The 23,407-nt window shown below is 56.2% G+C and carries 24 protein-coding genes and 1 riboswitch; of the genes, 18 read left to right on the top strand and 6 right to left on the bottom strand.

Features of this window, described 5'->3' with window-relative positions; genetic code table 11:
• The first annotated feature begins 172 nt into the window (after window positions 1-172).
• The gene (locus AC2D8U_RS06240; protein ID WP_484618191.1) at window positions 173-1,567 is read left to right on the top strand and encodes a sodium-dependent transporter; all 1,395 of its coding nucleotides are present in this window, start codon (window positions 173-175) and stop codon (window positions 1,565-1,567) included.
• Between the two features lie 131 nt (window positions 1,568-1,698).
• On the opposite strand, the gene AC2D8U_RS06235 is transcribed toward AC2D8U_RS06240, so the two are convergent.
• Window positions 1,699-2,907, bottom strand: coding sequence for an MFS transporter (locus tag AC2D8U_RS06235; RefSeq protein ID WP_484618190.1), 1,209 nt, complete (start codon window positions 2,905-2,907; stop codon window positions 1,699-1,701).
• A 100-nt stretch (window positions 2,908-3,007) separates the two neighbouring features.
• On the opposite strand from AC2D8U_RS06235, the gene AC2D8U_RS06230 reads away from it, so the two are divergent.
• Together AC2D8U_RS06230 and AC2D8U_RS06225 are read left to right on the top strand one after the other, a co-directional pair.
• The gene (locus tag AC2D8U_RS06230) at window positions 3,008-3,775 is read left to right on the top strand and encodes an AraC family transcriptional regulator (protein WP_484618189.1); all 768 of its coding nucleotides are present in this window, start codon (window positions 3,008-3,010) and stop codon (window positions 3,773-3,775) included.
• Between the two features lie 130 nt (window positions 3,776-3,905).
• Entirely contained in the window at window positions 3,906-4,187 is a 282-nt protein-coding gene (locus AC2D8U_RS06225) for a DUF406 family protein (RefSeq protein ID WP_484618188.1), read from the top strand.
• Between the two features lie 69 nt (window positions 4,188-4,256).
• On the opposite strand, the gene AC2D8U_RS06220 is transcribed toward AC2D8U_RS06225, so the two are convergent.
• From AC2D8U_RS06220 to AC2D8U_RS06205, 4 genes are all read right to left on the bottom strand, one after another.
• Window positions 4,257-4,724, bottom strand: a complete 468-nt coding sequence (locus AC2D8U_RS06220) for a hypothetical protein (RefSeq protein WP_484618187.1) — start codon at window positions 4,722-4,724, stop codon at window positions 4,257-4,259.
• A gap of 92 nt (window positions 4,725-4,816) precedes the next feature.
• A complete protein-coding gene (gene fghA, locus AC2D8U_RS06215) occupies window positions 4,817-5,680 on the bottom strand; it encodes an S-formylglutathione hydrolase (protein ID WP_484618186.1) in 864 nt (287 codons plus the stop codon).
• Window positions 5,681-5,777: 97 nt separating this feature from the next.
• Window positions 5,778-6,908, bottom strand: a complete 1,131-nt coding sequence (locus AC2D8U_RS06210; protein WP_484618185.1) for an S-(hydroxymethyl)glutathione dehydrogenase/class III alcohol dehydrogenase — start codon at window positions 6,906-6,908, stop codon at window positions 5,778-5,780.
• A gap of 402 nt (window positions 6,909-7,310) precedes the next feature.
• Complete coding sequence (locus AC2D8U_RS06205; protein ID WP_484618184.1) at window positions 7,311-7,637, bottom strand: hypothetical protein; 327 nt, start codon at window positions 7,635-7,637, stop codon at window positions 7,311-7,313.
• A 135-nt stretch (window positions 7,638-7,772) separates the two neighbouring features.
• On the opposite strand from AC2D8U_RS06205, the gene AC2D8U_RS06200 reads away from it, so the two are divergent.
• The 9 genes from AC2D8U_RS06200 to AC2D8U_RS06160 all read left to right on the top strand — a co-directional run bounded on the left by AC2D8U_RS06200 (window position 7,773) and on the right by AC2D8U_RS06160 (window position 17,651).
• Window positions 7,773-8,645, top strand: a complete 873-nt coding sequence (locus AC2D8U_RS06200) for a LysR substrate-binding domain-containing protein (protein WP_484618183.1) — start codon at window positions 7,773-7,775, stop codon at window positions 8,643-8,645.
• A 196-nt stretch (window positions 8,646-8,841) separates the two neighbouring features.
• Window positions 8,842-9,210 (top strand): hypothetical protein, encoded by a 369-nt coding sequence (locus AC2D8U_RS06195; protein ID WP_484618182.1) that lies wholly within the window; start codon window positions 8,842-8,844, stop codon window positions 9,208-9,210.
• Window positions 9,211-9,463: 253 nt separating this feature from the next.
• A riboswitch (TPP riboswitch) is annotated at window positions 9,464-9,578 on the top strand.
• Between the two features lie 107 nt (window positions 9,579-9,685).
• The gene (gene thiC / locus AC2D8U_RS06190; RefSeq protein ID WP_484618181.1) at window positions 9,686-11,674 is read left to right on the top strand and encodes a phosphomethylpyrimidine synthase ThiC; all 1,989 of its coding nucleotides are present in this window, start codon (window positions 9,686-9,688) and stop codon (window positions 11,672-11,674) included.
• Entirely contained in the window at window positions 11,671-13,350 is a 1,680-nt protein-coding gene (thiE, locus tag AC2D8U_RS06185) for a thiamine phosphate synthase (RefSeq protein ID WP_484618180.1), read from the top strand. Before thiC ends, thiE begins: the two co-directional genes overlap by 4 nt.
• On the top strand, window positions 13,343-14,155 hold the full coding sequence (locus tag AC2D8U_RS06180) for a HesA/MoeB/ThiF family protein (protein ID WP_484618179.1): 813 nt from the start codon (window positions 13,343-13,345) through the stop codon (window positions 14,153-14,155). Before thiE ends, AC2D8U_RS06180 begins: the two co-directional genes overlap by 8 nt.
• The gene (gene thiS / locus AC2D8U_RS06175; protein ID WP_484618178.1) at window positions 14,152-14,349 is read left to right on the top strand and encodes a sulfur carrier protein ThiS; all 198 of its coding nucleotides are present in this window, start codon (window positions 14,152-14,154) and stop codon (window positions 14,347-14,349) included. The genes AC2D8U_RS06180 and thiS overlap by 4 nt, the downstream gene beginning before the upstream one ends.
• 9 nt (window positions 14,350-14,358) lie before the next feature.
• The gene (locus AC2D8U_RS06170) at window positions 14,359-15,120 is read left to right on the top strand and encodes a thiazole synthase (RefSeq protein WP_484618177.1); all 762 of its coding nucleotides are present in this window, start codon (window positions 14,359-14,361) and stop codon (window positions 15,118-15,120) included.
• 648 nt (window positions 15,121-15,768) lie between these two features.
• The gene (gene thiH / locus AC2D8U_RS06165; protein ID WP_484618176.1) at window positions 15,769-16,905 is read left to right on the top strand and encodes a 2-iminoacetate synthase ThiH; all 1,137 of its coding nucleotides are present in this window, start codon (window positions 15,769-15,771) and stop codon (window positions 16,903-16,905) included.
• Window positions 16,906-17,207: 302 nt separating this feature from the next.
• Window positions 17,208-17,651 (top strand): hypothetical protein, encoded by a 444-nt coding sequence (locus AC2D8U_RS06160; protein WP_484618175.1) that lies wholly within the window; start codon window positions 17,208-17,210, stop codon window positions 17,649-17,651.
• A 130-nt stretch (window positions 17,652-17,781) separates the two neighbouring features.
• Here AC2D8U_RS06160 and AC2D8U_RS06155 read toward each other — a convergent pair whose 3' ends face one another.
• Window positions 17,782-18,786 (bottom strand): integron integrase, encoded by a 1,005-nt coding sequence (locus tag AC2D8U_RS06155; RefSeq protein WP_484618174.1) that lies wholly within the window; start codon window positions 18,784-18,786, stop codon window positions 17,782-17,784.
• 343 nt (window positions 18,787-19,129) lie between these two features.
• Here AC2D8U_RS06155 and AC2D8U_RS06150 point away from each other — a divergent pair, with 343 nt between their 5' ends.
• The 6 genes from AC2D8U_RS06150 to AC2D8U_RS06125 all read left to right on the top strand — a co-directional run bounded on the left by AC2D8U_RS06150 (window position 19,130) and on the right by AC2D8U_RS06125 (window position 23,236).
• Window positions 19,130-19,426 carry a hypothetical protein gene (locus tag AC2D8U_RS06150; protein WP_484618173.1) on the top strand — a complete coding sequence of 99 codons (297 nt, stop codon included), beginning with the start codon at window positions 19,130-19,132 and terminating at the stop codon, window positions 19,424-19,426.
• Between the two features lie 144 nt (window positions 19,427-19,570).
• Window positions 19,571-20,362, top strand: coding sequence for a DUF3800 domain-containing protein (locus AC2D8U_RS06145; protein ID WP_484618172.1), 792 nt, complete (start codon window positions 19,571-19,573; stop codon window positions 20,360-20,362).
• Between the two features lie 132 nt (window positions 20,363-20,494).
• Window positions 20,495-20,740: a TM2 domain-containing protein gene (locus AC2D8U_RS06140; protein ID WP_484618171.1), complete on the top strand. Its 246-nt coding sequence runs from the start codon at window positions 20,495-20,497 to the stop codon at window positions 20,738-20,740.
• A 596-nt stretch (window positions 20,741-21,336) separates the two neighbouring features.
• A complete protein-coding gene (locus tag AC2D8U_RS06135) occupies window positions 21,337-22,305 on the top strand; it encodes a hypothetical protein (RefSeq protein ID WP_484618170.1) in 969 nt (322 codons plus the stop codon).
• A 108-nt stretch (window positions 22,306-22,413) separates the two neighbouring features.
• Complete coding sequence (locus AC2D8U_RS06130; RefSeq protein ID WP_484618169.1) at window positions 22,414-22,692, top strand: hypothetical protein; 279 nt, start codon at window positions 22,414-22,416, stop codon at window positions 22,690-22,692.
• 115 nt (window positions 22,693-22,807) lie between these two features.
• Window positions 22,808-23,236, top strand: coding sequence for a DUF1353 domain-containing protein (locus AC2D8U_RS06125; RefSeq protein ID WP_484618168.1), 429 nt, complete (start codon window positions 22,808-22,810; stop codon window positions 23,234-23,236).
• Window positions 23,237-23,407 lie beyond the last annotated feature (171 nt).

The following is a 23,407-nucleotide window of genomic DNA, read 5'->3' as shown; positions in this document are numbered from 1 at the left end:
ACGCTGTCACGCTGTATCGGTGTAATGGTCAGCCAGTACATGGCCTTGTTGTGCAGAGGATTGTGCTGTCTACGCCCAGGTTTCGCAGCGATATGTCATTTGCCAGGTGGGTCACTCGGTGGTATTCCTGTCCACAACCTGAAAAGAACTACTTATAAAACAGGAATATAAGATGTCAGAAGCGACTATAAGTCTGGGAAGAAAGGCGGGACAGGCGGCGGAAAGCCAGTGGTCCAGCCGCATGGTATATGTATTGGCGATGACCGGCTCTGCCGTGGGATTGGGCAACATTTGGCGTTTTCCCTACATCATGGGAGAGCACGGTGGTGGTGCCTTTGTTTTGGTATACCTGCTGTGTATTGCCTTGATCGGCCTGCCAGTGCTGATGTCCGAAGCGCTGATCGGTAAGTTTGGTCGTCGATCTCCGGCCAAGTCGGTTGCGGCCATCGCCGAGGCGTCCGGCGGGAACAAGTTGTGGTCCATTGTTGGGACCACGGGATCCCTGGCGGGCTTTTTGATCCTCTCCTTTTACGTGGTGATCGCCGGTTGGGCCGTGGCCTATACCTGGTTTGGCTTCACTGGTCAGTTTACAGGCAAAGACGCCGAGCAGATCGGTGAGATGTTTGGTGGTTTGCTCTCCTCGCCCTCCAGCCTGCTGCTGGTGAGCTTCGTGATGATCGGCGCGATCACTTTCGTGGTATCTCGTGGTCTGCGCAATGGCCTGGAAGCGGCGGTCAGCAAGATGATGCCGATTTTGTTTGTGCTCCTGTCCATACTGGTGATCTACGCGGCGATCACCGGTGAGTTCGGCCAGGCGGTACAGTTCATGTTCGCCCCGGATTTCTCCAAGTTAACCTGGACCAGTGTTCTGGTTGCTGTGGGCCACAGCTTCTTCACCCTGTCTCTGGCGTCCGGGATCGTGATCATGTACGGCGCTTACCTGCCGGAAGGCACCTCCATCGCCAAGACGTCGGTGCAGATCGCCTTGCTGGATACCGTGGTAGCCCTGATGGCCGGCTTGGCGATCTTCCCGATTGTGTTTGCCAATGGCCTGGAGCCAGGTGCCGGCCCTGGCCTGCTGTTCCACTCCGTACCGATCGCCTTCGGCAGCATGCCTATGGGTCAGATCGTCGGTGGCCTGTTCTTCCTGATGGTGGTTGTGGCGGCGTTCACTTCCGGGATCTCCCTGATCGAGTCCACCGTCGTGCGATTTAGAGAGATCACCAATCTGAGCCGTGTGAACAGTGTGCTGATCGTGGGTACCGTGCTGGCCTTGATGAGCCTGCTGACCATCTACTCTTTTGCCGGTGCCGAATGGGCCTCGCCCGAGTGGTTGGGCATGAGCTACTTCGATGGTCTGGACCAACTGACCGAAAAAGTGATGCTGCCTCTGGGTGGCCTGGCCATCGCAGTGTTTGCAGGCTGGTGTGTGTCCCGTCAGATCTCCCTCGATATGCTGGGTGGCAATGTGCTGGTGCACAAGATCTGGTTGGCTTGTGTCCGTTATCTGGCGCCGATCGCGATCACTATTGTGTTCCTGCAGTCCTTGGGCCTGTTGAGCCAGTAACCCTTGCAGAGATAGTGGCATAGAGTCATGACAGCCGAGTCCATAAGGACTCGGCTTTTTTGTAGAGTTTGGGGTCAGAGTAAAAACTATGGGGATGGGGTCGGCGTAAGCCGATTTGGTGTGGGGAGTTTTTACTCTGACCCCAAATTGCTTTTAGCGGGGCAGTCAACCGCGGGTTGGGCGGTGTTGCAGGAGAGCAGTCCGAACAGTGCAGCGAAGAGAATCAGGGCCATAAGCAGCGGCAGCAAGTTGTGCCAGCTCAGAGTGATCTCGAATAGCCAACCAAAGATCACAGGTCCTGAGGCTGCCAATAGGTAGCTAATGAACTGTGTCATACCGGACAGGGCGGCGGCGTGCATCGGTCCGTTGGCACGAAGGGCGATAAAGGAGAGGCCTAGGACCAGGTTCATACCGGTCCCGGCACCGATCAGCATGATCCAAAGCCCGGCGCTGTTTGTATTCAGCCACAAGCCCCCCAGACCAATGAGCACCAGCAAGTTGGCCGCCAGGATCAGCCAACCCTGTGTATAGCCACGGCTGAGCAGGATAGGCAGTGCCACGCCCGCTACGGCACCGCATAGGTGCAGCAGGCCATGCAGTTCGCCTGCCTGCGAGGCAGAGAGGCCCTGCTCGAACAAAAGGGCCGGTAGCCAGGTATTGATCACGTGAAAGGTGACGGAGCCCAGCGCCATAAACAGGGCGAGGTACCAGGCGGTGGCAGAGCGCCAAACCGATATCGTTTTACTGACGGCTGGGCTCAGTTGGAGCTGGCTATTGTCAGGCTGCCAGATCCTTGGCCACCAGATCAGCACAGCCATCAGGGGCAGTGCGCCCAGGAACAGCAGGGCATGGGTCGGTGTGCTGGACTCGGCCAGGGGGATGATCACGATCGATGCCAGGGTGGCACTGAGCCCCATGACCAATGTATAGCCAGCGGTGATCAACGGGATCCGGCCTGGGTATTGCAGTTTTAGCAGGGCGGGAAGCAGGACGTTGCCCAAGGCGATACCGCTACCGAGCAGTGCCGTGCCAGCAAACAGGGCGGCGGCACTTCCGCTGGAGCGCAGTGCGATCCCAAAGAGCATGATCAACAACGCCAATAGCAGTGTGGGCTCGATCCCAAGCCCGCGTGCTACCGGGGGCGCTAAGGGTGACAGCAGGGCAAAAGCCAGGAGGGGCAGGCTGGCCAGCAGGCCAGCGGTGCTGGCGGAGAGGGCGTGCATGGCGCCAAGGGGTTCAAGCAGGGGACCAATGGCGGTGATGGGGGCACGCAAGCTGGCGGCCAGGAGTATGATCCCTGAAATTGCCCACACAGGGTGGCGTTGAATAATGGACGGCATAGCGGTGGAAAGTCGAAGTAGGGTAGGGCGATCCTACGCCTTGTTGGTGGGTAATGATTTCGCTAACATGACAAAAAATCACTAAAATCGGTCAATCTGATTGTCTCTGTTGAATCCCACCGATTTCTCTTTGCGTCCCCTGTTTGCGTTTTGTGAACAGGCCGAGCAGCAAAGCCGGAGATCGCTGACGCATCAGCATCCCAGCGGCCAGTGGGTGATCCCTCTGGAGGGATCGATGACCTGTGAAGTGGCGGAGAGCCTTTGGATGGTCCCGACCCACTGTGCCATGTGGATCCCGCCGGATCTGCCCCACAGCAATTGTGCTTCGGCGCACAGTCGTTTTTGCTTCCTCTTCCTTAAGCCTGGACTGGCAGGCTTGCCTGCCCAGCCGGGGACCTTGATGATGACTCCTTTGGTCCGAGAGCTGGTGTTGCACTTGGTACAACAACCTCAGCAGGGGCGGCCGGAACCCGCCACGGCCAGACAGATCCGGGTGTTGCTTGATCTGCTGATGCAGTTGCCACCGGCCCCGATGGATTTCACCATACCGTCCGATCCGCTGCTGGCGCAGCTCGCCACCCACTGGCTGGAGGATCCCGCTGATCGCCGCACCCTGGCGCAATGGGCCAGCCGCTTGTCCATGAGCGAACGTACCCTGGCCCGTCGGATCCGGATCCGAACGGGGCTGACCTTTGGACAGTGGCGTCAGCGTCGCCAACTACACCATGCCTTGGCGGGGTTGAATTCAGGAGACAGTGTGCAGGTGATCGCCGGTCAGTTGGGGTATGACTCGGTCAGCGCCTTTATCACCATGTTTAAGAAAGCGATGGGACGTTCGCCCAGACAGTGGAGTTTGGGGTCAGAGTAAAAACTATGGGGATGGGGTCGGGGGCAGTTAATTGGGTGTGGGGAGTTTTTACTCTGACCCCAAATTGTTTGAGGCCAGATCTCAGGATCTATACTGGGTGTTTTTAACCGGCGCGAAGTGAGGCGAACTCATGGAAAACATCGATAAGAACACCACCTCTGACAGTGATGATGGCCATGTCGAGATCGGGGCGGTGATCCAGGAGCAGGACAGGGTGATGGGTCTGCGGATCGAGGCGAAAAATGCCCAGACTGCGGATGCCCAGTACCAGTTGCTGCTGCAGCAGGCTCAAGGGCAAAACAAGGCGGTGGTGGGCCAGGCCAAGTGGGACGGGGCGCAGTGCTGCTTGGAGGCCACACTGGAGTTCCCCAGTGCGGCGGAGCGGTTGGTCTTTGAAATGTCGCTCCAATAACGACTTTGGCTCAAGCTCTTGGGGAATGTCTCCGTGCCGGGTTGTCCCTGTTCCGGGTCCCGGAATGGCTTATTGAGAATAGTGGTTAAGAAATGCGTGCAGTGGGGGCAGCGGATCCTGCCGTCGTGCAGCCGCTTCAAAGGCCGCCAGTATAGCGCTCTCATGATCCGCCAGGAGTTGAAACAGGGCGTGGGACTCACTGCTTTGCTCGGCCCATCGACGGTAGCGAGATTCATAGGGGCAGGCCCAGTGTGCCAAGGTGGTCATCAGCTCCAGCCAGGGCAGCGACTGCCATTGTTGTGCGTCTTTTTGGCCCCGGGCTGCTAATTGACCGAGATCCAGTGAAACGAGGGCGCCGGAGCGATGGAGAGTGGGGTAGAGCCTATTGGCGGTGGTTTGCTCCACGGTAAGCAGGGTGCGCCACAGGGCCCGATGAGTGGGATCCTGGCTGGCGTCAAGCAGGGTCTGGAAAAAGGCGAGCCCATAGATTTCGCCTTCGTAGGCTTGGGTTAGGCGCAGACGTTCGTTTGCTGTCATGGTGGTCGATATCGCGTTAATGATCCGGTACCGGGTACGACTAAGGCACGCTCCGTTAACGGGCGTGCCTTTTCTTGTCGAGGAAGCCTTCATCAGCCAGCCAGATGCCGGGCGTGGAAGCGCAGGTGCTGCTCGATAAAGCTGGCGATAAAGTAGTAGCTGTGATCGAAGCCATCGTGTCGCTCCAGAGTCAGGGGGTAACCACTGGCACTGGCGGCGGCGGAGAGTTTCTCCGGCTGCAGCTGGCTTTGCAAAAATTCATCCTTGTTACCTTGGCTCACCAGGGTTGGCACAAACTGCTCGGGCTCGGCTGCGCGGATCAGCAAGCTGGCATCGTATTGGGCCCACTGTTTGGGATTGTTCCCCAGGTAGCTGGCGAGGGCCTTTTGACCCCAGGGCACGTTGACCGGATTACTGATGGGGCTAAATGCCGAGACCGAGGAAAAGACCCCCGGGTTGCGCAACGCCAGCGTCAGGGCACCATGGCCGCCCATGGAGTGGCCGGAGATCGCCTTAGTTTGGGTCACCGGAAAGGTGGCTTCAATCAGTTTGGGCAACTCCTGCATCACATAGTCATCCATGTGAAAGTGGCGGTTCCAAGGCGCCTGGGTGGCATTGACATAGAAGCCTGCACCCTGGCCGAGATCGTAGCCGTCGTCGTTGGCGACCGTTTCGCCACGGGGACTGGTGTCCGGGGCCACGATGGCAATGCCAAGCTCAGCGGCAATGCGCTGGGCACCGGCTTTCTGCATGAAGTTTTCGTCGGTACAGGTAAGGCCCGACAGCCAGTAGAGTACAGGTACCGGATTGACGGCACTGGCCTGGGGCGGCAGGTAGATGGCGAAGCGCATGTCACAGTTGAGCACTTCGCTACGGTGGCGATATTGCTTGTGCCAGCCACCAAAGCTTTTGTTGCAGCCCAGCGGCTCAAGGCCTGCGTAGGAATTCAGTTGCATGGTTTTGGCTCCCTCCCTTGTAGTAAAACGAGGGGGATCGAAAAATGAGACGGCAAGGCCTGGGCCTTGCCGTCGAACAGACAGGTTCGGTGGAGTCTTACTTGTCGAAGTGGATCACGGTGCGGATGCTCTTGCCTTCGTGCATGAGATCGAAGGCGTCGTTGACCTGATCCAGACCCATGGTATGGGTGATAAAGTCATCCAGCTTGAATTCGCCGGCCATGTAGCGCTCGACATAGTCCGGCAACTGGGAGCGACCCTTCACGCCACCGAAGGCGGAGCCTTTCCAGACGCGGCCAGTGACCAGTTGGAAGGGACGGGTGCTGATCTCCTGACCGGCCCCGGCCACCCCGATGATCACGGACTCACCCCAACCTTTGTGGCAGCACTCCAGGGCACTGCGCATCACGTGCACATTACCGATGCACTCGAAGGAGTAGTCCACGCCGCCGTCGGTCATCTCAACGATCACTTCCTGGATTGGCTTGTCATAGTCTTTCGGGTTGACACAGTCGGTGGCACCCAGTTTGCGGGCCAGATCGAACTTGCTCTCGTTGATGTCGATGGCGATGATCCGACCGGCTTTGGCCATGGCCGCCCCTATGATGGCGGACAGACCAATGCCACCCAGGCCGAAGACGGCCACGGTGTCACCGGGCTGAACGTTGGCGGTGTTGGCCACGGCGCCCATGCCAGTGGTGACGCCACAACCCAGCAGGCACACCTCTTCCAATGGCGCTTCCGGGTTCACTTTCGCCACGGCAATTTCCGGCAGTACGGTGTACTCGGAGAAGGTGGAGGTGCCCATGTAGTGGTAGATCGGCTCACCATCTTTGGAGAAGCGGGTGGTGCCATCTGGCATCAGGCCTTTGCCTTGGGTCTCCCGGATCTTCTGACACAGGTTGGTTTTGCCCGACTTACAGAACTTACACTCGCCACATTCCGGGGTGTACAGAGGGATCACGTGATCGCCCACTTTCACGCTGGTGACGCCTTCGCCGACAGATTCGACGATGCCACCGCCTTCGTGGCCCAGGATGGCGGGGAAGATCCCTTCCGGATCGTCGCCAGAGAGGGTGAAGGCGTCGGTGTGGCAGACGCCGGTGGCAACCATCTTCACACGCACTTCACCGGCCTTGGGCGGTGCCACGTCCACGGTTTCGATGGACAGAGGTTGACCCGGACCCCAGGCAACGGCGGCTTTGGACTTGAGGGTTTGTGCAGTCATGTCACTCTCCTTGGAGTTTCACTAAGAAAAGGTGCGGTGTCGCAGGGGGGCGTCACCGTCTCGATGGGGGCCATTATATTGAGAGCTGGAAAGATGATAATCCGCCTAGAGTGCAAATGACTTTTGCAATACGGTAATAATCAGGGGATGGCGGCCCGGCTCAAGGGCAGAAGTAAGCCTCGGGCCGAAAACCTGAAACCGTAAGCGGCGGCCTGTTGCCTATCGCTCGCCGCTGTGCATCGTGGCCCCCTTGGCTGCCGTCGTTGGCGCGACAAAGCGAGTGACACGCCAGTGAGCCCAAGCCTCCGGCCGTTTCAAACCGCAGCATTTATGAGTACACAACGAAAACAGGGACCGTATCGACGGTCCCTGCAGCAGGTGGGGAGGAGGTAGGGATTGGGCTTAGCAGCAACAGGCTTGGGAGTGAGCCACTTCCCGGTTGTCGGGCACCTCATGGAGGAGAGGCGGGCGCTGATCTTGGCGCCAGTCATCGGGCGCTTCTTGCTGGTAGGCGGGTTGGGGCAGAAATGCCTGGATCCAGATCAGTATCGTCAGGATCAGATTGGTCGCCAGCAGCAAGAGTCCGGCAATCAGCAGGGTGTTGGCCAGCCAATAGGCACCACCCCCTGCAACCGTCAGCACGGCCAGCAGGGCCAGGGCGATCCCGCCACTCTTGCTCAGGTGCTGCAATTCATCCAAGTGCTGGGACAGGCGTGTGATCAGACTCATGGTGTGCTCCTTTAGGGCAGTGCCATCTTTGGGAAATATCGAACGTTCGACCATTTTATCTCCCCCCTTTTCTGTGATAATCAGGCTAATATGCAAATTACCTTTGCAGTTTTGTAATAATCGAAGGAGTCAGCCATGTTCCACTGGGAAGGGATCAGCGAATTTGTGGCCGTGGTGGAAACCCAATCCTTTACTGCCGCGGGCAAACGGCTGGGGATCTCCACCGCCCAGGTCAGCCGCCAGATCACCGCACTGGAAACCCGCTTGGCCACCAAGCTGTTTTACCGCACCACACGTCGCGTTTCGGTGACGGAATTGGGACAGATCTATTACCGTCACTGTCGTCCCCTGCTGGAAGGATTGGAGGAGGCGGAGCGGGCGGTTACCGATCTGCACAGCACACCTCGGGGCAAGCTGAAGTTGACGGCGCCGGTGATCTACGGTGAACAGTATGTTGCTCCGGTGCTGAACGACTACTGTACCGAGTACCCTGAGATCGATGCCGAGTTGATCCTGACCAATCAGCGGGTCGATCTGGTGGAGGAGGGGATCGATCTGGCGATCCGTCTGGGCCAACTGGAGGATTCCAGTATGATGGCCCGGCGACTGGGCAGCCGTACCCTCCACCTCTGCGCGGCACCAGCCTATCTTCAGCACCACGGCGAGCCTCATACGGTGTCTGAGCTGGAGGGGCACAACTGTCTGATCGGCACCCTGGATCATTGGCGTTTTCAGGAGGGAGGAAAGGCACGCAGTGTGCGGGTACAGGGGCGGCTGCGCTGCAACAGCGGACGCGCCCTGTTGGATGCCGCGCTCAAGGGCGTGGGAGTGGTTCAGTTACCGGATCTCTATGTGAAGGAGCATTTGAGCAGCGGTGCGTTGATCGAACTCCTGCCCGCTTATCGTCCCGCCGCCGAGGGGATCTGGGCCCTCTATCCGCAAAATCGCCATCTCTCCCTGAAGATCACCACCCTGCTCGAACGGTTACAGGCCGCCCACCCCGTTTGAGGCCGGAAAACAAGCTTCTCCGGTATCCGGGATCCCTCTGTTTCCCTTAATGCCCTGCTGGGGCCTTTGCCCGGAACCGCTTTGCTTCGGTGGTCAAAACACGCCTTCGAAGCACAGCCGGTGTCGATTTTGGTCGCCTTAGGTATAGGGTCGCGTTTCACTCATTTTTTCGACCGGTGAACTCAAGGAGTGCTTGGTGAAACAGATAGTTAGCATAAACAGGTTAGGGAGGGCACTGGTCAAGGTGCTGTGTGTGCTGAGCCTGCCTGCCCAGGCCGTCCCCATCTACCTCTACAGTGAAGCGATCGGCGAAGGGGCCAACAGTGACTGGTATGCCCGAGTGCTGTCGGCGCAACCGCCGGAGATCGCGCTGCAGTTGAGTCGTTCGTCCTCGGGAGCCTGGCATCATATCCGGGTGGAGTTGAACTGTGACAACGGCCAGATCCATCCGGAGCCTGAACTGGCACCGGAGGAGGGAGCCGAGACTCTGGAGCCGGAGGCGATCCCTGTGATGGCCTTGGCGACGGCGCGGATCACCTTCTGCCGAAAGGCATACATCCAGTGAGTGTTACTTTGCCTGGCATCCCCCTTGGCAACTGCCAGCGCCATGACTGAGGGGGCGGCCTGTAAAAAGGGGGCGCTGGCCAGAGAGAAGAGTGGGGTGTTGGACCTTCCAACGGACTTGGTGGCTGACGATATTGGGGCAGGTACGATGTCCGGCACGGAATACAAGAGGTATCGGTTTGTAAAAGAAAGGAAAAATTATAGTTCGTGAAGGCGGACCTATTGTGATCTTTTCATGCTGTTGCCATACTGCTCGGGTCTTGTCGGAGTGCCTGATGCTGCAAAGCAGCCGGGCTGAGATCGCGAAAGCGGGATCCGTGGAACCTGAACCGGGTAATACCGGCGTAGGAAAACAAGCAACGCCCCCGGTGTCAGTGTGAGATCGGACTCCCATCCCCGGTCGGGGGCGCAGAATTTGTTCGCCAACAGGCTCACGTCCGACAGGCAATTTCCCAATGGATTTTCCGGAGATTGTTATGTCGAGCATGCAACAAAACGCCACCCCAAAGGCACCGTCACGTAAGAACAGCCGCGAGGTGCGCGCCGAGGCCCAGCAATACCTGGATAACCTCAAAGGTCACCCCTTCCCCAATTCAGAGAAACTGTACCTGACGGGCTCCCGTGACGACCTTCGCGTCGGCATGCGGGAAATTCACCTGACGCCGTCGGTGATCGGCGGCGACAAAGACAATCCCATCACCCGGGATAACGAGTCGATCCCTGTGTATGACACCGCCGGTCCGTACAGCGACGCGGCCAGCGAGCTGGATGTGCGCAAGGGGCTGGCACCCCTGCGCCGTGACTGGGTACTGGAGCGGGACGATACCGAGGAACTGCCGGGCGTCAGCTCCCACTTTACCCAGCAGCGTCTGGCCGATGGAGGCTTCGATCACCTGCGTTTCGAGCACCTGCCCAAGCCTCGCCGGGCCAAGCCGGGTAAGAACGTCTCCCAGCTGCACTACGCCCGCGCCGGTATTGTTACCCCGGAGATGGAGTACGTCGCCATTCGGGAAAACCTGGGGCGCGATCGGGTGCGCAATGAGATCTTGAAAAGGGCCCATCCGGGCCAAAACTTCGGCGCCAACCTGCCCGAAGACATTACGCCGGAATTTGTCCGCGAGGAGATCGCCCGGGGCCGCGCCATTATCCCGGCCAACATCAACCACCCGGAAGCGGAGCCGATGATCATCGGCCGTAACTTCCTGGTGAAGGTCAACGCCAATATCGGCAACTCCTCCGTCAGCTCCTCCATCGAAGAGGAGGTGGAGAAGCTGGTGTGGTCCTGCCGCTGGGGTGCCGATACCGTGATGGACTTGTCCACTGGCCGGCATATCCACGAGACCCGGGAGTGGATCATTCGTAACTCGCCGGTTCCTATCGGTACCGTGCCCATCTACCAGGCGCTGGAGAAAGTCAACGGTGTCGCTGAAGATCTCACCTGGGAAGTGTTCCGTGACACCCTGATCGAGCAGGCCGAGCAGGGGGTGGATTACTTCACCATCCACGCCGGTGTGCTGCTGCGTTATGTGCCCATGACGGCCAACCGGGTGGTGGGCATGGTGTCCCGTGGCGGCTCCATCATGGCCAAGTGGTGCCTGTTCCACCACAAGGAAAACTTCCTCTATGAGCACTTCGAGGAGATCTGCCAGATCTGTGCCCAGTACGACGTCTCCCTGTCCCTGGGGGACGGCATGCGCCCCGGCGGCATTGTTGACGCCAACGACCGCGCCCAGTTCGCCGAGCTGGAGACCCTGGGTGAGCTGACCAAGGTGGCCTGGCAGTACGATGTGCAGACCATCATCGAAGGCCCGGGCCATGTGCCGATGCACCTGGTGAAGATCAACATGGAGAAGCAGTTGGAAGACTGCATGGAAGCGCCGTTTTATACCCTGGGTCCGCAGATCACCGACGTGGCACCGGGTTACGATCACTTCACTTCCGGCATTGGCGCGGCGATGATCGGCTGGTACGGCTGCGCCATGCTCTGTTATGTGACGCCCAAGGAGCACCTGGGTCTGCCGGACAAGCAGGACGTCAAAGAGGGCTTGATCGCCTACAAGATCGCCGCCCACGCCGCCGACGTGGCCAAGGGCCACCCGGGCGCGCAGATCCGTGATAACGCCCTGTCCCTGGCCCGCTTCGAATTCCGCTGGGAGGATCAGTTCAACCTGTCGCTGGATCCGGAAACCGCCAAGGCCTATCACGACGCAACCCTGCCCCAGGAGAGCGCCAAGGTGGCGCACTTCTGCTCCATGTGTGGTCCTAAGTTCTGCTCTATGAAGATCACCCAGGAGGTGCGCGACTATGCCGCGGCCAATCCTGAGTGTTTGATCGAGGTGGAGGACGTCACCGACGGCCCCGCCACCGAGCATGTGGCGCAAGCCGGCATGGCGGCCAAGGCCAAGGAGTTCCGTGAGAGCGGTGCCCAGCTCTACGCCGAGGTGAACGCCGAGGAGCGCGCATGAGCTCGGCAGACAAGCCAAAGCGTTCCGCTCCAGCCCAAAGGCCGATCGTCTGGACCATCGCCGGAAGTGATTCCGGCGGTGGCGCCGGCATTCAGGCCGATCTGCTGACCATCCAGGATCTGGGCGGTCACGGCTGTAGCGTGATCACCGCCTTGACCGCGCAAAGCTCGGTGGCGGTGGATCACGTCGAGCCTGTCTCTGACATCGGCTTTATTGCTCAGCTCGACACCCTGTGGGCGGATCTGAAACCCAGCGCGATCAAGATCGGCCTGCTGACCGGTCCGGCCCAGGTGAAGTTGCTGGCGGACTGGTTTGCGGATCGTAAGGATGAACTGCCGCCCATCGTGCTGGATCCCGTGCTGGTGGCCAGCTCCGGCGCCATGCTCAATACCGTGGAGGCGTCGGATCAATTTGACGCCCTGCTGCCTTATGTCGATCTCATTACCCCCAACGGCGATGAGCTGGCGGCCCTGACCGGCGTGGTGATCGATTCACCCCAGGCGGTGGTCCAAGCCTGTGAGCAGTTGTTGGCGCGGGGTGCCCGGGCGGTGCTGGCCAAGGGCGGCCACCTGTTTGTCCAAGGCGAGCATCGCCACGGCGACAAGGATGCGCCACGCTGTGTGGATCTGCTCTACAGCAGCGGGCTCAAGGCCCTGTTTGACGGGCCGCGCATTGAGACTGACAACACCCACGGCAGTGGCTGTACCCTGTCGTCGGCCCTGGCCACGGTGCTCGCCCAGGACTATGTGCTGGAGGACGCCTTCTGCGTGGTGCGGGCCTACCTGCATAACGGCCTGTTGGCGTCACAGCAATACGGCGATGGACCCGGGCCCCTGGCCCGTACCGGCTGGCCGACGCAATTGGAGAGCTTTCCCCGCATTCCCCTGCCGGGAAGCGCGCTGCACAGGGCCTATGGTCTGGACGACACCCTTGCCGACGGCGTACACCATCGTTCATTCGGCAGTGATGATGCCTACATACCTAATGCCGAGGAGCAAGCGGGCGCATTCGCCGACTGTGAGGTGGCACAGCTGGGTATCTATCCCGTTGTCGACAGCGTCGACTGGGTCGAGCAGCTGTTAAAGCAGGGGGTGAAAACCCTCCAGCTGAGGATCAAGGACAAGGCGGCGGATGAGGTGGAGGCAGAGATTGCCCGGGCCATCACCCTGGGTCATGCCTTCGAAGCCCGCCTCTTTATTAACGACTACTGGCAGCTGGCCCTCAAGCACGGCGCCTACGGCGTGCACCTGGGGCAGGAAGATATGGCCGTGGCCGATCTGGCCGCGATCCGCCGCGCCGGCCTTAAGCTGGGTCTCTCCACCCATGGCTATTACGAGATCCTGCGGGCCCACGCCTTACAGCCCAGCTATATCGCCATGGGCCATATCTTCCCGACGCCGACTAAGGCCATGCCCTCGGCGCCTCAGGGTCTGGAGCGGCTCAGCAAGTATGTCGCCCTGGTCCAGCCCCACCGGCCGGCGGTGGCGATCGGTGGGATCGATATCCCCCGCGCCTTCGAGGTGGCCAAAAGCGGCGTCGGCAGCATCGCCGTGGTGCGGGCCGTGACCCAGGCGGAGGATCTGGGCGCCGCGCTGACGGCACTGCAGCAGGCCTTCGACTCGGCGCCAACCCTGCCGACGCGACCGCTGAGCCCGGAGGGTGCGACCCATGCTTAGGGATGAGGCGTACCTGCGTTTCGGCCGTCAGCTCCTGCTGCCCGAATGGGGCGAGGCGGGACAGCAGCGCCTCGCCGACAAGCGGGTACTGGTGATAGGTCTGGGCGGGCTGGGTTGTCCCGCAGTGCAGTACCTCGTTGGCGCCGGGATTGGTGCTGGCATTGGCGCCGGCATTGGCGAAGCGCAGGGCGCAGGCGAGCGCGGAGCGCTGGTGTTGATGGATGGCGATCGGATCTCCCTGTCCAATCTGCCCCGTCAGACGCTCTACCGGGCCGATCAGATCGGGCAGAGCAAGGCACAGGCGGCCAAAGCCTGGGCCAAGCAGCACAATCCCGGGATCCGGGTGGAGGCACTGGCCCAGATGGCCAGTGCCGAGGGGTTACCTAAGCGTCTGGCGGGGATCGATCTGGTGCTCGACTGTACCGACAACCTCGCCAGTCGTCATGCCATCAATCGGGCCTGTGTCCGGGCTGGGGTGCCCCTGGTGAGCGGGGCCGCCATCGGCTGGCAGGGCCAGCTGATGGTGATCGAGCCCGGCGCGGTCGACGCCCCCTGCTTCGCCTGCTTCAGCGATCCCAATGAGTCGGCCGATGCCGGCTCCTGCCGCGAGGCTGGCGTGGTCGGCCCCGTGGTCGGCGCGGTCGGGACCCTGCAGGCCCTGATGGCGCTGCGACTGTTGCTGGGGTTACCACCGGAGCACAAGCTGCACCGTTTCGACGGACTGACTGTTCACTGGCAGGCCTTCGGGCTGGCCAAAGCCGATGACTGCCCCGTGTGTGGCAGCGGCGTGAAGGAAAGAGTATGAATATCACCCTGAATCAGGAAAGCAAAACCGTGGCGGCGGTCACCGTCGGCCAACTGCTGGCCGAGCTGGGCCAGGACAAGCCCGGTGTGGCTGTGGCGCGCAATGGTGCCGTGGTGCGCCGCACCGTCTGGGCCGACACGCCCATCGCCGAGGGCGACACCCTCGATATCTTCTCCGTGATCGCGGGAGGGTAGGGACGACTTATGTTAACCATCGCGGACAAAACCTTTGATTCCCGCCTGTTCACCGGTACCGGCAAGTTTGCCAGTAATGCCTTGATGCAGGAAACCATCGCCGCCTCCGGCTCCCGGCTGGTGACCCTGGCGCTCAAGCGGGTCGATCTCTCCGGTGCCCAGGGGGATATCTTCTCGCCCCTCAAAGCACTCGGGGTGGATCTGCTGCCCAATACCTCGGGTGCCAAGACGGCCGAGGAGGCGATCTACGCCGCTAATTTGGCTCGTGAAGCGCTGGGGACCAATTGGCTCAAACTGGAGATCCACCCGGATCCCCGCTACCTGTTGCCGGATCCCATTGAAACCCTCAAGGCCGCCGAAGCCCTGTGCGCCGACGGCTTCGTGGTGTTGCCCTACTGCCATGCCGATCCCGTGCTGTGCAAGCGTCTGGAGGAGGTGGGCTGTGCCGCAGTGATGCCGCTGGGTGCGCCGATTGGCTCCAACCAGGGACTCAAGACCGAAGCGTTCCTTAAGATCATCATCGAACAGGCCAGCGTGCCCGTGGTGGTGGATGCCGGCATTGGCGCGCCATCCCACGCCGCCTGGGCGATGGAGCTGGGTGCCGACGCCGTACTGGTGAATACCGCCATGGCGGTGGCGGGGGATCCCATCGCCATGGGCCGGGCCTTTAAGCAGGCGGTGGAAGCAGGCCGCACCGCCTACGAGTCGGGCCTGGGTCAGGTGCTGACCCAGGCCGAAGCCTCCAGCCCCCTGACCGGCTTTTTGTCTTAGCAGCGGCTCCTTGGACGGGCTTCACCACGCTCCGTAGGTCAGCTTAGCGACCGCCTGCTCCGTAGGTTAGCTTAGCGACGCAGTCGCGTAAGCTGACGGATCGCTCCCTAGGTAGGTGACGAGAAGCCTAGGAGAGAGCCTAGGTACTAGGGCGGGCTTCGCCCTGCTAGGCGCTAGGGAAGAGCGTAAGGCTCCGTAGGTTAGCTTAGCGACGCCGTCGCGTAAGCTGACGGCTCGCTCTGTAGGTTAGCGCTCCGTAGGTTAGCTTAGCGACGCCGTCGTGTAAGCTGACGGCTCGCTCTGTAGGTTAGCGCTCCGTAGGTTAGCTTAGCGACGCAGTCGCGTAAGCTGACGGCTCGCTCTGTAGGTTAGCTTAGCGACGCAGTCGCGTAAGCTGACGGCTCGCTCCGTAGGTTAGCGCTCCGTAGGTTAGCTTAGCGACGCCGTCGCGTAAGCTGACGGCTCGCTCTGTAGGTTAGCGCTCCGTAGGTTAGCTTAGCGACGCAGTCGCGTAAGCTGACGGCTCGCTCCGTAGGTTAGATGGCATGAAACGAAGCGTCAGATCACACCCGCTACGCGGGCTGATCTGACCTACGAAACGAAGCGCGAGGCGGTCCCGGTGGAACGTCACGAAAATTAGGAACAGTGATGAGCTTTTATGATCTCTGGCAGCAACAGGACTGGGATGGCCTGGCGCTGACCATCAACAGCAAGACGCCCGCCGATGTCCAGCGGGCGCTGTCCAAGCCCAAGCGAGACTGGCAGGATTTCCTGGCGCTGATCTCCCCGGCCGCCGATGGCTTCCTGGAGCCGATGGTGGGGGAGTCCCAGCGGCTGACCCGGCAGCGTTTTGGCAACAACATCGGCCTCTATGTGCCGCTCTACCTCTCCAACCTCTGTGCCAATGAGTGTGACTACTGCGGCTTTACCATGAGTAACCGCATCAAGCGCCACACCCTGGACGAGAATGAGCTGGAAGCCGAATTGACCGCCATCAAAACCATGGGATTCGACAATATCCTGCTGGTCACCGGCGAACACGAGCGCAAGGTGGGCATGGAGTACTTCCGCCGTATGCTGCCCAGGGTTAAGAAGCAGTTCACCTACCTGCAGATGGAAGTACAGCCGCTGGACAGCGAACAATACGCCGAGCTGAAAACCCTGGGCCTGGATGCGGTCATGGTGTATCAGGAAACCTACCATCAGCGCACCTATGCCAAGCACCACTTGCGTGGCAATAAGACCGACTTTCGCTATCGTCTGGAAACCCCGGATCGCCTGGGCCAGGCCGGCGTCGACAAGATCGGCATTGGCGCTTTGCTGGGGCTCGCCAACTGGCGGGTCGAGGCGGCCATGGTGGCGCTCCATCTTGACTATCTGCAGCGTACTTATTGGCGCAGCCGTTACTCGGTCTCCTTCCCGCGGATCCGTCCCTGCACCAGCGAAGGGCAGGGCGCGATGCCGGGGGAGCGGGATCCGGTTTCGCCGGTGGGCGAGCGGCAACTGTTGCAGTTGATCGCCGCACTGCGCCTGTTTGGCCCGGAGATCGATCTCTCCCTGTCGACCCGGGAATCCGAGCACTTTCGCGATAACGTCTTTCCCCTTGGGATCACCACGGTCTCGGCGGCCTCCAGCACTCGACCCGGCGGTTACGCCGAGCCCTCGGACGATCTGGAGCAGTTCTCCATCGACGATGACCGATCACCTCAATCGGTGGCGGGTGCCATCATGGCCAGCGGACTGCAACCCGTGTGGAAGGACTGGGACAGGGCCTATTCGGGTTAAACTCGCTCAATATTCCCGAGAGTGTTGGGTCACAGCCCGGCGGACAATGGATCTGCCGGGCTTTATCTTCCGGCTTACCGTTGAACGGGCACTGGCGTCTCACTAACTTTCCCCATACCAGCTCTCCCCATCCCAGCTCTCCTAATCCGGGCTGATTCCCGCAACGGCGATCGGTACAGCGGTCGGGCTTTTGCCTGTTTTTTCTGTTTTTCCGGTTTTGCCTGTTTTCAAGAAACAGGGCCAAACTGGATTGAAGAGTTTTGGTCGCGGATCATCGTTGGACAAGCCTGCGGAGAGGGCGAATGGCATCTGAATCTGAGAAAGGTGAGGTGGAGATCGGGATCTTCCGGCGGTTCGCCGAAGCGGCCGGTTTGTTGTGTACCCAGGTCTCCAAGCAGTCCCCCCATGAAGGCAAGCCAGATCTTAAGTGCCACATTAATGGTGAATGGGTCTATTTCGAGCTGACTGAGGCCTGCTCCGAGGATGTGGCAAAAGCACTGTCCGCAGCGCGCAATACCCAAGTCCCGGATATAGAGCAGGTGAAGGATTACACCTCGGCGACCTATCGAAGAAAAATAAAGAAACGCTACGCAGTGTCTGAGCCGGTTGATTTGTTGATCTACAACGTCGGCCGGACGATCTTGTCGGACGATGTGTTGATAGAGAACATCAAACTGATCTCACACAAAGATAAAGGCCAGTTTCGCAAGGTCTGGTATTTCGGCGAGCATGTCACCGAGCTGTAATCTTCATTGCCTGTCCCTTTGCAGTGAAGGTTTGAGGAGTAGAGCGCTATGGGCTGACGAGCCTCTGGCTCGCAACGAATATGGGGATATGGATAGCTCAGGAAGTCCAAGGTGCTTAGCCCTGTTCCGGCTAAAGCCCAGTTAAGACATCCCTGCCATTGGGATTGCCTCCAGAGGCGAGTCGGTCGGCCGGACTTAGGGTTCCCGCATGCCTTTGACCGGTGACATGGGTATAGATCTCCGTAGTGCGAAGATCACTGTGTCCCAACAACGTCTGGACCGTGCGAATGTCGGTACCGTTCTGTAATAGGTGCGTGGCAAAGGAGTGGCGAAAGGTATGCGCGGTGACGCGTTTCCGAGTGCCCGCTGCGATAACCGCCTGGCGAAGCCGTTTGGCGTACGCACTGCGATGTTTATGGTGGCGGCAGCGATAACCGTCATAGGGATGGACACAGATCGTCGATGAGGGAAACAGGTATTGCCATGCTGGGCTGTTCAGGCTGTGTCGATATTTCCGATACAAGGCAGGTGGCACCGAACTCCGGCCTTCACCCTTTTCCAGATCGGCCCGGTGCAGGGCTTCAACGTACTCAATCTGTGATTGAATAGGACCAACCGCACATTCCGGCAGGAGAGAGTACCGATCCTTTTGGTGTTTACTGCGAAAGATAAAGAGAGAGCGACCTTCAATATCAATATCCTTGAGTCGAAGCCTAAGCGCTTCGTGGATCCTGAGGCCACTTCCGTAAAGCAAGGCGGTAATCAGCCAATACTCGCCGCTCTGATGCGCCATGATCTGATTGACCTCGTGTGCAGAAAGGACTGTAGGAAGGTTCTTGGGGCGCTTAGACAGGCCAAACTGCAATCCCTCAATGGGCTTCTCAATGACATGACGGTACATAAAGATCAGCGCACACAAGGCCTGATTTTGTGTCGAGGCACTGACCTGTCGCACATTGGCCAGATAGTTCAAAAATCCCTCTATCTCCGGGTTGCTTAGCTCAGAGGGATGTCGTAAGTTATTGAAACGTATAAACTGTCTAACCCAAAATAGGTAAGTTTTTTCCGTCTGCAAGGCATAGTGTCGCACCCGCAGTGCTTCCCTAACCTGACGGATAAATGGACTGGCACTCATGTTCAACCTCGCAGATGTAATTGCACTGTATGTATATACAGTTATAGGTGTAATCTAGCGAGGATCAAGCAACTGGGTGGCGACAGTCAGAGTGTTAACGCGCCGTACGAATCAAACTTTGAACGATATAACCTTTTAATATCATTAGGTTGCAGGTTGGTGATTGCTAACGAAACTGGCGTGTTTTCAACACGATTCTCGCTTTCACCAAGGACCATAAGCGCTGATGGTGACATTTTGATAGGCAGTGTAGGCACTTAGTTGAACTGCCAGAATTTTACAACAGCGGGATAAATGGAAATTCCGCATAATATACTGTTAGAAGCATCAGAGGGAATTGATGGTGTCGTACTATAACTCAGGGATTATCAAAACGGCTGCGAAAGTCTCCTTTCTACACATTTCATGGCTAGTAGCGCTTATTGGCGTGCCCATTGTGTTTTTTAGAGATGGATTGGGCCTATATTCAAAGTCTTTGCTGTTTATTGGCTTGATTTTGTTTTTCTGGTCTGTTTATCTCTTGGCATGCTTTGTATTTCATAGGGTTAGCCTTGGAGATGAAAACAATCGTTTGGGATATATGTCAAAAAATGACCAAGACAAGGGAAAAGAGGTTGGCTCCTACCTAGAGGGCTGGTAGGTATGAGCTTCTAACAAGACGCTGCAGGCGGATCGCAATCGTTTGATTGGCTATTGCTCGTGCCTCGCAGATTTTAGCCAACCAAACTGCTCCCGCTGAGCGGAGCGTTAAGTGCCCAAGTTGGCCCAACAATTCGGAGGTTGAATGCAGAATGGAAAACTGATTTGGCATGTTGCCTGCGATGAGTCAGGCGTCGATGGCCAGGCGTACTACGGGTTTGGTTCCCTTTGGATGAAATACCAACGAAGGGGAGATTTTGCTCGATTGATAAGGGAGCTAAGAGAGCAGCACAACTATGACAGTGAAATAAAGTGGCAAAAAGCACATAAGAAGTTTTATGCCAATTTCTATGAAGACTTAATTGATATGTTCTTCAAGCACCAGTGGCTAGCTTTTCACTGTATCGTCGTTCGCAAGGGTGTAGTTGATAAGAAATATCATGGCGGTGATTATGATTTAGCCATGAGGAAGCATTTTACCAAGTTGATACAGACAAAAATCAATGCAATTAATAAAGCTCACCCCAATCGTGACTGTGAGTTTAGGATTGAAGTCGATCCATTGCCCTCGAGATACAAAAAGGCTGATGAAGCCTTTCACAAGATTGCAAACAGCATGCTCAAAAACAAGTTCAATGGTAATGTCCCTATCAGAGCTGTTGTAACCAAGGATTCGAAAGAGTCTGAGCAAATCCAAATTGCTGATTTTCTGCTCGGCTCTGTGATGAGTGCATTCCAGGGGAAAGCTAGCTCGCCTGCGAAACTTAAAGTAGCATCCAATGTTGCTAGTCACCTTGGCTGGGAATCTTTACGACATGACACAAGACCAAACGAGCGAAAGTTCAACATTTGGTATTTTCATGACCCAACTAAGGGACCAAGAGAAATTCAAACTAAAGATGTGCGGCTGAAGTACCCGCTTCCAGAGCGCACTTAACAAGCCGCTACAGGCGGATCGCAATCGTTTGGTTGGCTACTGCTCGTGCCTCGCAGATTTTGGCCAACCAAACTGCTTCCGCTGAGCGGAGCGTTATACATCAGTCCCAGATAGTGGGAACAAGGAAGTAATATGAATAATCAAACTATTGTACATAGCCAAACTGAACAAGTGAGCGACTTGAACATTTTTCTTATGTTGGCCCTCGCTTTTTTTGTTGGTGTTTTTGGGGCTCATCGTTTCTACGCAGGTCGCTACCTATCAGCCGTAGCACAGGTTCTTACGCTAGGTGGTTTGGGTATCTGGGCATTTGTAGACTTTATTATCATCGCTTTCGGTGAATTTAAGGACTCCTCAGGTTGCAAAATCAAGTACTGATGTATAACAAGGCCAATCAGTTTGCGCACTGCGTGCGCGGGATCTCGCTGCGCTCGTCCCCTGTTGGGGGCGTTATCTCTCGGAGGTGCTGTGAAGAAGGCAGTCATCATATATATAGTTTCATTGGTTCTCGGAGTTCTTTGTGCGCTTTTTGGCTCAGGTTATGTGTTACAGACAGTAATGTGGCAAGTTGGAGAAGATGCTAAGTTGACCCTTCAACAATCGAGGGGAGAGTCACACATTTCCATTCTGATTGGATTGGATAATGTGGATAGATTAAAAAACAATGAGACTGATGCAGTTTTCTCTTCCTTGTGTGAATTGTTACAAAGGCACGATAGAAACCTAACTCGGCATGCTAACTCTGAAGGTGATCTTCGTATTGATTACGATCAGTATTTGAAGCGTAGGGTTGACGAAACTTTATCTGAGCTCTACGAAAAAGGGCATTGTGAGCCGTGGTGACGAGAGATAACAAGACGCTACAGGCGGATCGCGATCGTTTGGTTGGCTGTCGCTCGTGCCTCGCAGATTTTAGCCAACCAAACTGCTTCCGCTGAGCGGGACGTTATGGTGCTACGAGTAAATAACAAAATATGATTAACTATAAAGAAATTTATACAATTTCAGATTACAGGCGTGAAGATCTCACTCAGAAACAGTTAGAAAAAATACTTCAAGTACTGTTTTCATTGAATTCTTCAAATAGACTCTCAAGTAAATTGATTTACAGAGGTCTTGATTATGAATATTTATCAGACAGGCTAAATGGATTAGATCAAGATTTAAATGATACTGAGCTTGCTCAAAGGCTTTTTTACTTTGGAGAAAAGGCTCAGCACTTTAGAAATGACAATGTTGATAGAAAATGGCTTGTTGACATTGCAGATGTGAGCAATAAAACTTCAAGTAAAATATTTGACAGAATGAATGGGTTAAGAAAATCAAAAAAAGATGAAATAAAAGAATTCATAAAAGACAATGACGACTTCTTTGATTTTTTCTCCAACAAAGATAATAAACAAACTTTCATAGAAATGATTGATTCTGTAGGTGTTGAAGCTAGAGATTATTTTTGGGCAATACTCCATACAGCTGGTTATATCGGTACAGTGGGCAGATCAATATCACTATCGACATCATATAGCTTTGATCAAGCTTCAAAATTTTCAACAGAAAACTGCAACCGTAAATATGTAATAATTGCCATATCAAGAAATGATCACAGACAAAAATCCAATTTACGAAAAAGAATTGAAAGAAATTATGTCCCAACTTTAAAATCTGGAAACGCAATTTATAAACAACAACGAGAAGAAACATTAAAATCTGGATTATTTCCACATGACATAATTGGTATCTTCTGCGTACATTCAAAAGAATTAATCATTAACCCGCACATCTTCACGGAAGAAAACGAAAAAGTAAATATTGTTTTTCAGCCATTATTTATAAATCAACTTAACTTTGAGGATAGGCTTGTAGAGCTTACAAATTACAACAGTTGGTTTTATACATTTGATCATCACCAACACTACGAGTCAGAAGCTAACCACGCCCCATAACAAATGGTTCCAGTTCGTTCCGGGGCTTCGCCCCTCCACCCGACCGCCTTCGGCGGCGGCTGAACCAGGCGTTATGTTTCTGTAGTTCATCATAAAGAAGGAGTTTTGATGAAACCTTATAAAAATATTAAATCTGAGAATCTTGGCTTGTTGCTCTTTCTTGCAAGACTTACGGCCGTTTTTGGCATTGCACTTAGTGCTTTATCACTAATATTTGTTCTCATTATGGTTTTCTCATCTGGCTTCATGGCTATGACAAGTAGCCTAGCCATTATCCCAATATGCTTAGGAATTCTGTTTCTCTCTGGATTAATGGCAGCAACAGTTGCAATTGAAGAAAATTATAGAGTTAGAACCATGCACCTTGTCAGCAATAGTGAAACATAACAAAGCGCTACAGGCGGATCGCAATCGTTTGGTTGGCTATCGCTCGTGCCTCGCGGATTTTAGCCAGCCAAACTGCTTCCGCTGAGCGGGGCATGAAGCATCAAGAGGTATCGTAATGGCTACGGAAGGATATATCAGGTACAGAGCCAAGTATAAATATCAATTGGCGAATGACTACAAAATTACTATTTGTATTTTACCTAAGTCAGATATTGAGACGGAGTTTATTGGTTTGGACACCGAAGGGAATCTGCTCATTAAGAGTGGGTATGCTTGGGATGGTCCCTCCGGACCGGTAATTGATACAGAAGAAAACATGCGCGCCTCATTGATTCATGATGCTTTGTATCAATTGATGCGAAATGAGGAGCTTAGTGCACGAACGCATAGAAAGGCTGCGGACCAATTATTTAAAGATATTTGCAAGGAGGATGGCGTTTCCAACTTTACAGCATCTGCCTACTACAAGGCATTGCGGAAGTTCGGTAAGCCATCTGCGAGTCCACAGAATAAGAAAGTAGTGCACCGCGCCCCAAGACCATAACCGGCGTGATCAGGGGGCATTGAGCGGCTACTGAGGTGGCTCTCATCTCCTCATCGCCTCACCTCTCTGATGTAATGTTTGGGTGGACGCTGTTTAGTAAGCCGTGGTGCCACGACGGGACAACGACTAGCCGGCAGTGGCAACGCAGAACAGCGAGTTATCTCAAGTTCC

The organism is Ferrimonas sp. YIN67, from assembly GCF_057219095.1.
Note: the sequence above shows the minus strand (reverse complement) of the source record. Positions and strands in the feature narration are given on the sequence as shown.

Bases quoted from the DNA above. Each gene is read 5' to 3' on its own strand.
- AC2D8U_RS06180 (WP_484618179.1), top strand. From the start codon at position 13,343: ATGCTTAGGGATGAGGCGTACCTGCGTTTCGGCCGTCAGCTCCTGCTG.
- thiS (WP_484618178.1), top strand. From the start codon at position 14,152: ATGAATATCACCCTGAATCAGGAAAGCAAAACCGTGGCGGCGGTCACC.
- AC2D8U_RS06155 (WP_484618174.1), bottom strand. From the start codon at position 18,786: ATGAGTGCCAGTCCATTTATCCGTCAGGTTAGGGAAGCACTGCGGGTG.
- AC2D8U_RS06205 (WP_484618184.1), bottom strand. From the start codon at position 7,637: ATGAGTCTGATCACACGCCTGTCCCAGCACTTGGATGAATTGCAGCAC.
- thiC (WP_484618181.1), top strand. From the start codon at position 9,686: ATGTCGAGCATGCAACAAAACGCCACCCCAAAGGCACCGTCACGTAAG.
- AC2D8U_RS06170 (WP_484618177.1), top strand. From the start codon at position 14,359: ATGTTAACCATCGCGGACAAAACCTTTGATTCCCGCCTGTTCACCGGT.
- thiE (WP_484618180.1), top strand. From the start codon at position 11,671: ATGAGCTCGGCAGACAAGCCAAAGCGTTCCGCTCCAGCCCAAAGGCCG.
- thiH (WP_484618176.1), top strand. From the start codon at position 15,769: ATGAGCTTTTATGATCTCTGGCAGCAACAGGACTGGGATGGCCTGGCG.
- AC2D8U_RS06235 (WP_484618190.1), bottom strand. From the start codon at position 2,907: ATGCCGTCCATTATTCAACGCCACCCTGTGTGGGCAATTTCAGGGATC.
- AC2D8U_RS06135 (WP_484618170.1), top strand. From the start codon at position 21,337: ATGATTAACTATAAAGAAATTTATACAATTTCAGATTACAGGCGTGAA.
- fghA (WP_484618186.1), bottom strand. From the start codon at position 5,680: ATGCAACTGAATTCCTACGCAGGCCTTGAGCCGCTGGGCTGCAACAAA.
- AC2D8U_RS06200 (WP_484618183.1), top strand. From the start codon at position 7,773: ATGTTCCACTGGGAAGGGATCAGCGAATTTGTGGCCGTGGTGGAAACC.
- AC2D8U_RS06130 (WP_484618169.1), top strand. From the start codon at position 22,414: ATGAAACCTTATAAAAATATTAAATCTGAGAATCTTGGCTTGTTGCTC.
- AC2D8U_RS06210 (WP_484618185.1), bottom strand. From the start codon at position 6,908: ATGACTGCACAAACCCTCAAGTCCAAAGCCGCCGTTGCCTGGGGTCCG.
- AC2D8U_RS06125 (WP_484618168.1), top strand. From the start codon at position 22,808: ATGGCTACGGAAGGATATATCAGGTACAGAGCCAAGTATAAATATCAA.
- AC2D8U_RS06145 (WP_484618172.1), top strand. From the start codon at position 19,571: ATGCAGAATGGAAAACTGATTTGGCATGTTGCCTGCGATGAGTCAGGC.
- AC2D8U_RS06225 (WP_484618188.1), top strand. From the start codon at position 3,906: ATGGAAAACATCGATAAGAACACCACCTCTGACAGTGATGATGGCCAT.
- AC2D8U_RS06240 (WP_484618191.1), top strand. From the start codon at position 173: ATGTCAGAAGCGACTATAAGTCTGGGAAGAAAGGCGGGACAGGCGGCG.
- AC2D8U_RS06220 (WP_484618187.1), bottom strand. From the start codon at position 4,724: ATGACAGCAAACGAACGTCTGCGCCTAACCCAAGCCTACGAAGGCGAA.
- AC2D8U_RS06140 (WP_484618171.1), top strand. From the start codon at position 20,495: ATGAATAATCAAACTATTGTACATAGCCAAACTGAACAAGTGAGCGAC.
- AC2D8U_RS06160 (WP_484618175.1), top strand. From the start codon at position 17,208: ATGGCATCTGAATCTGAGAAAGGTGAGGTGGAGATCGGGATCTTCCGG.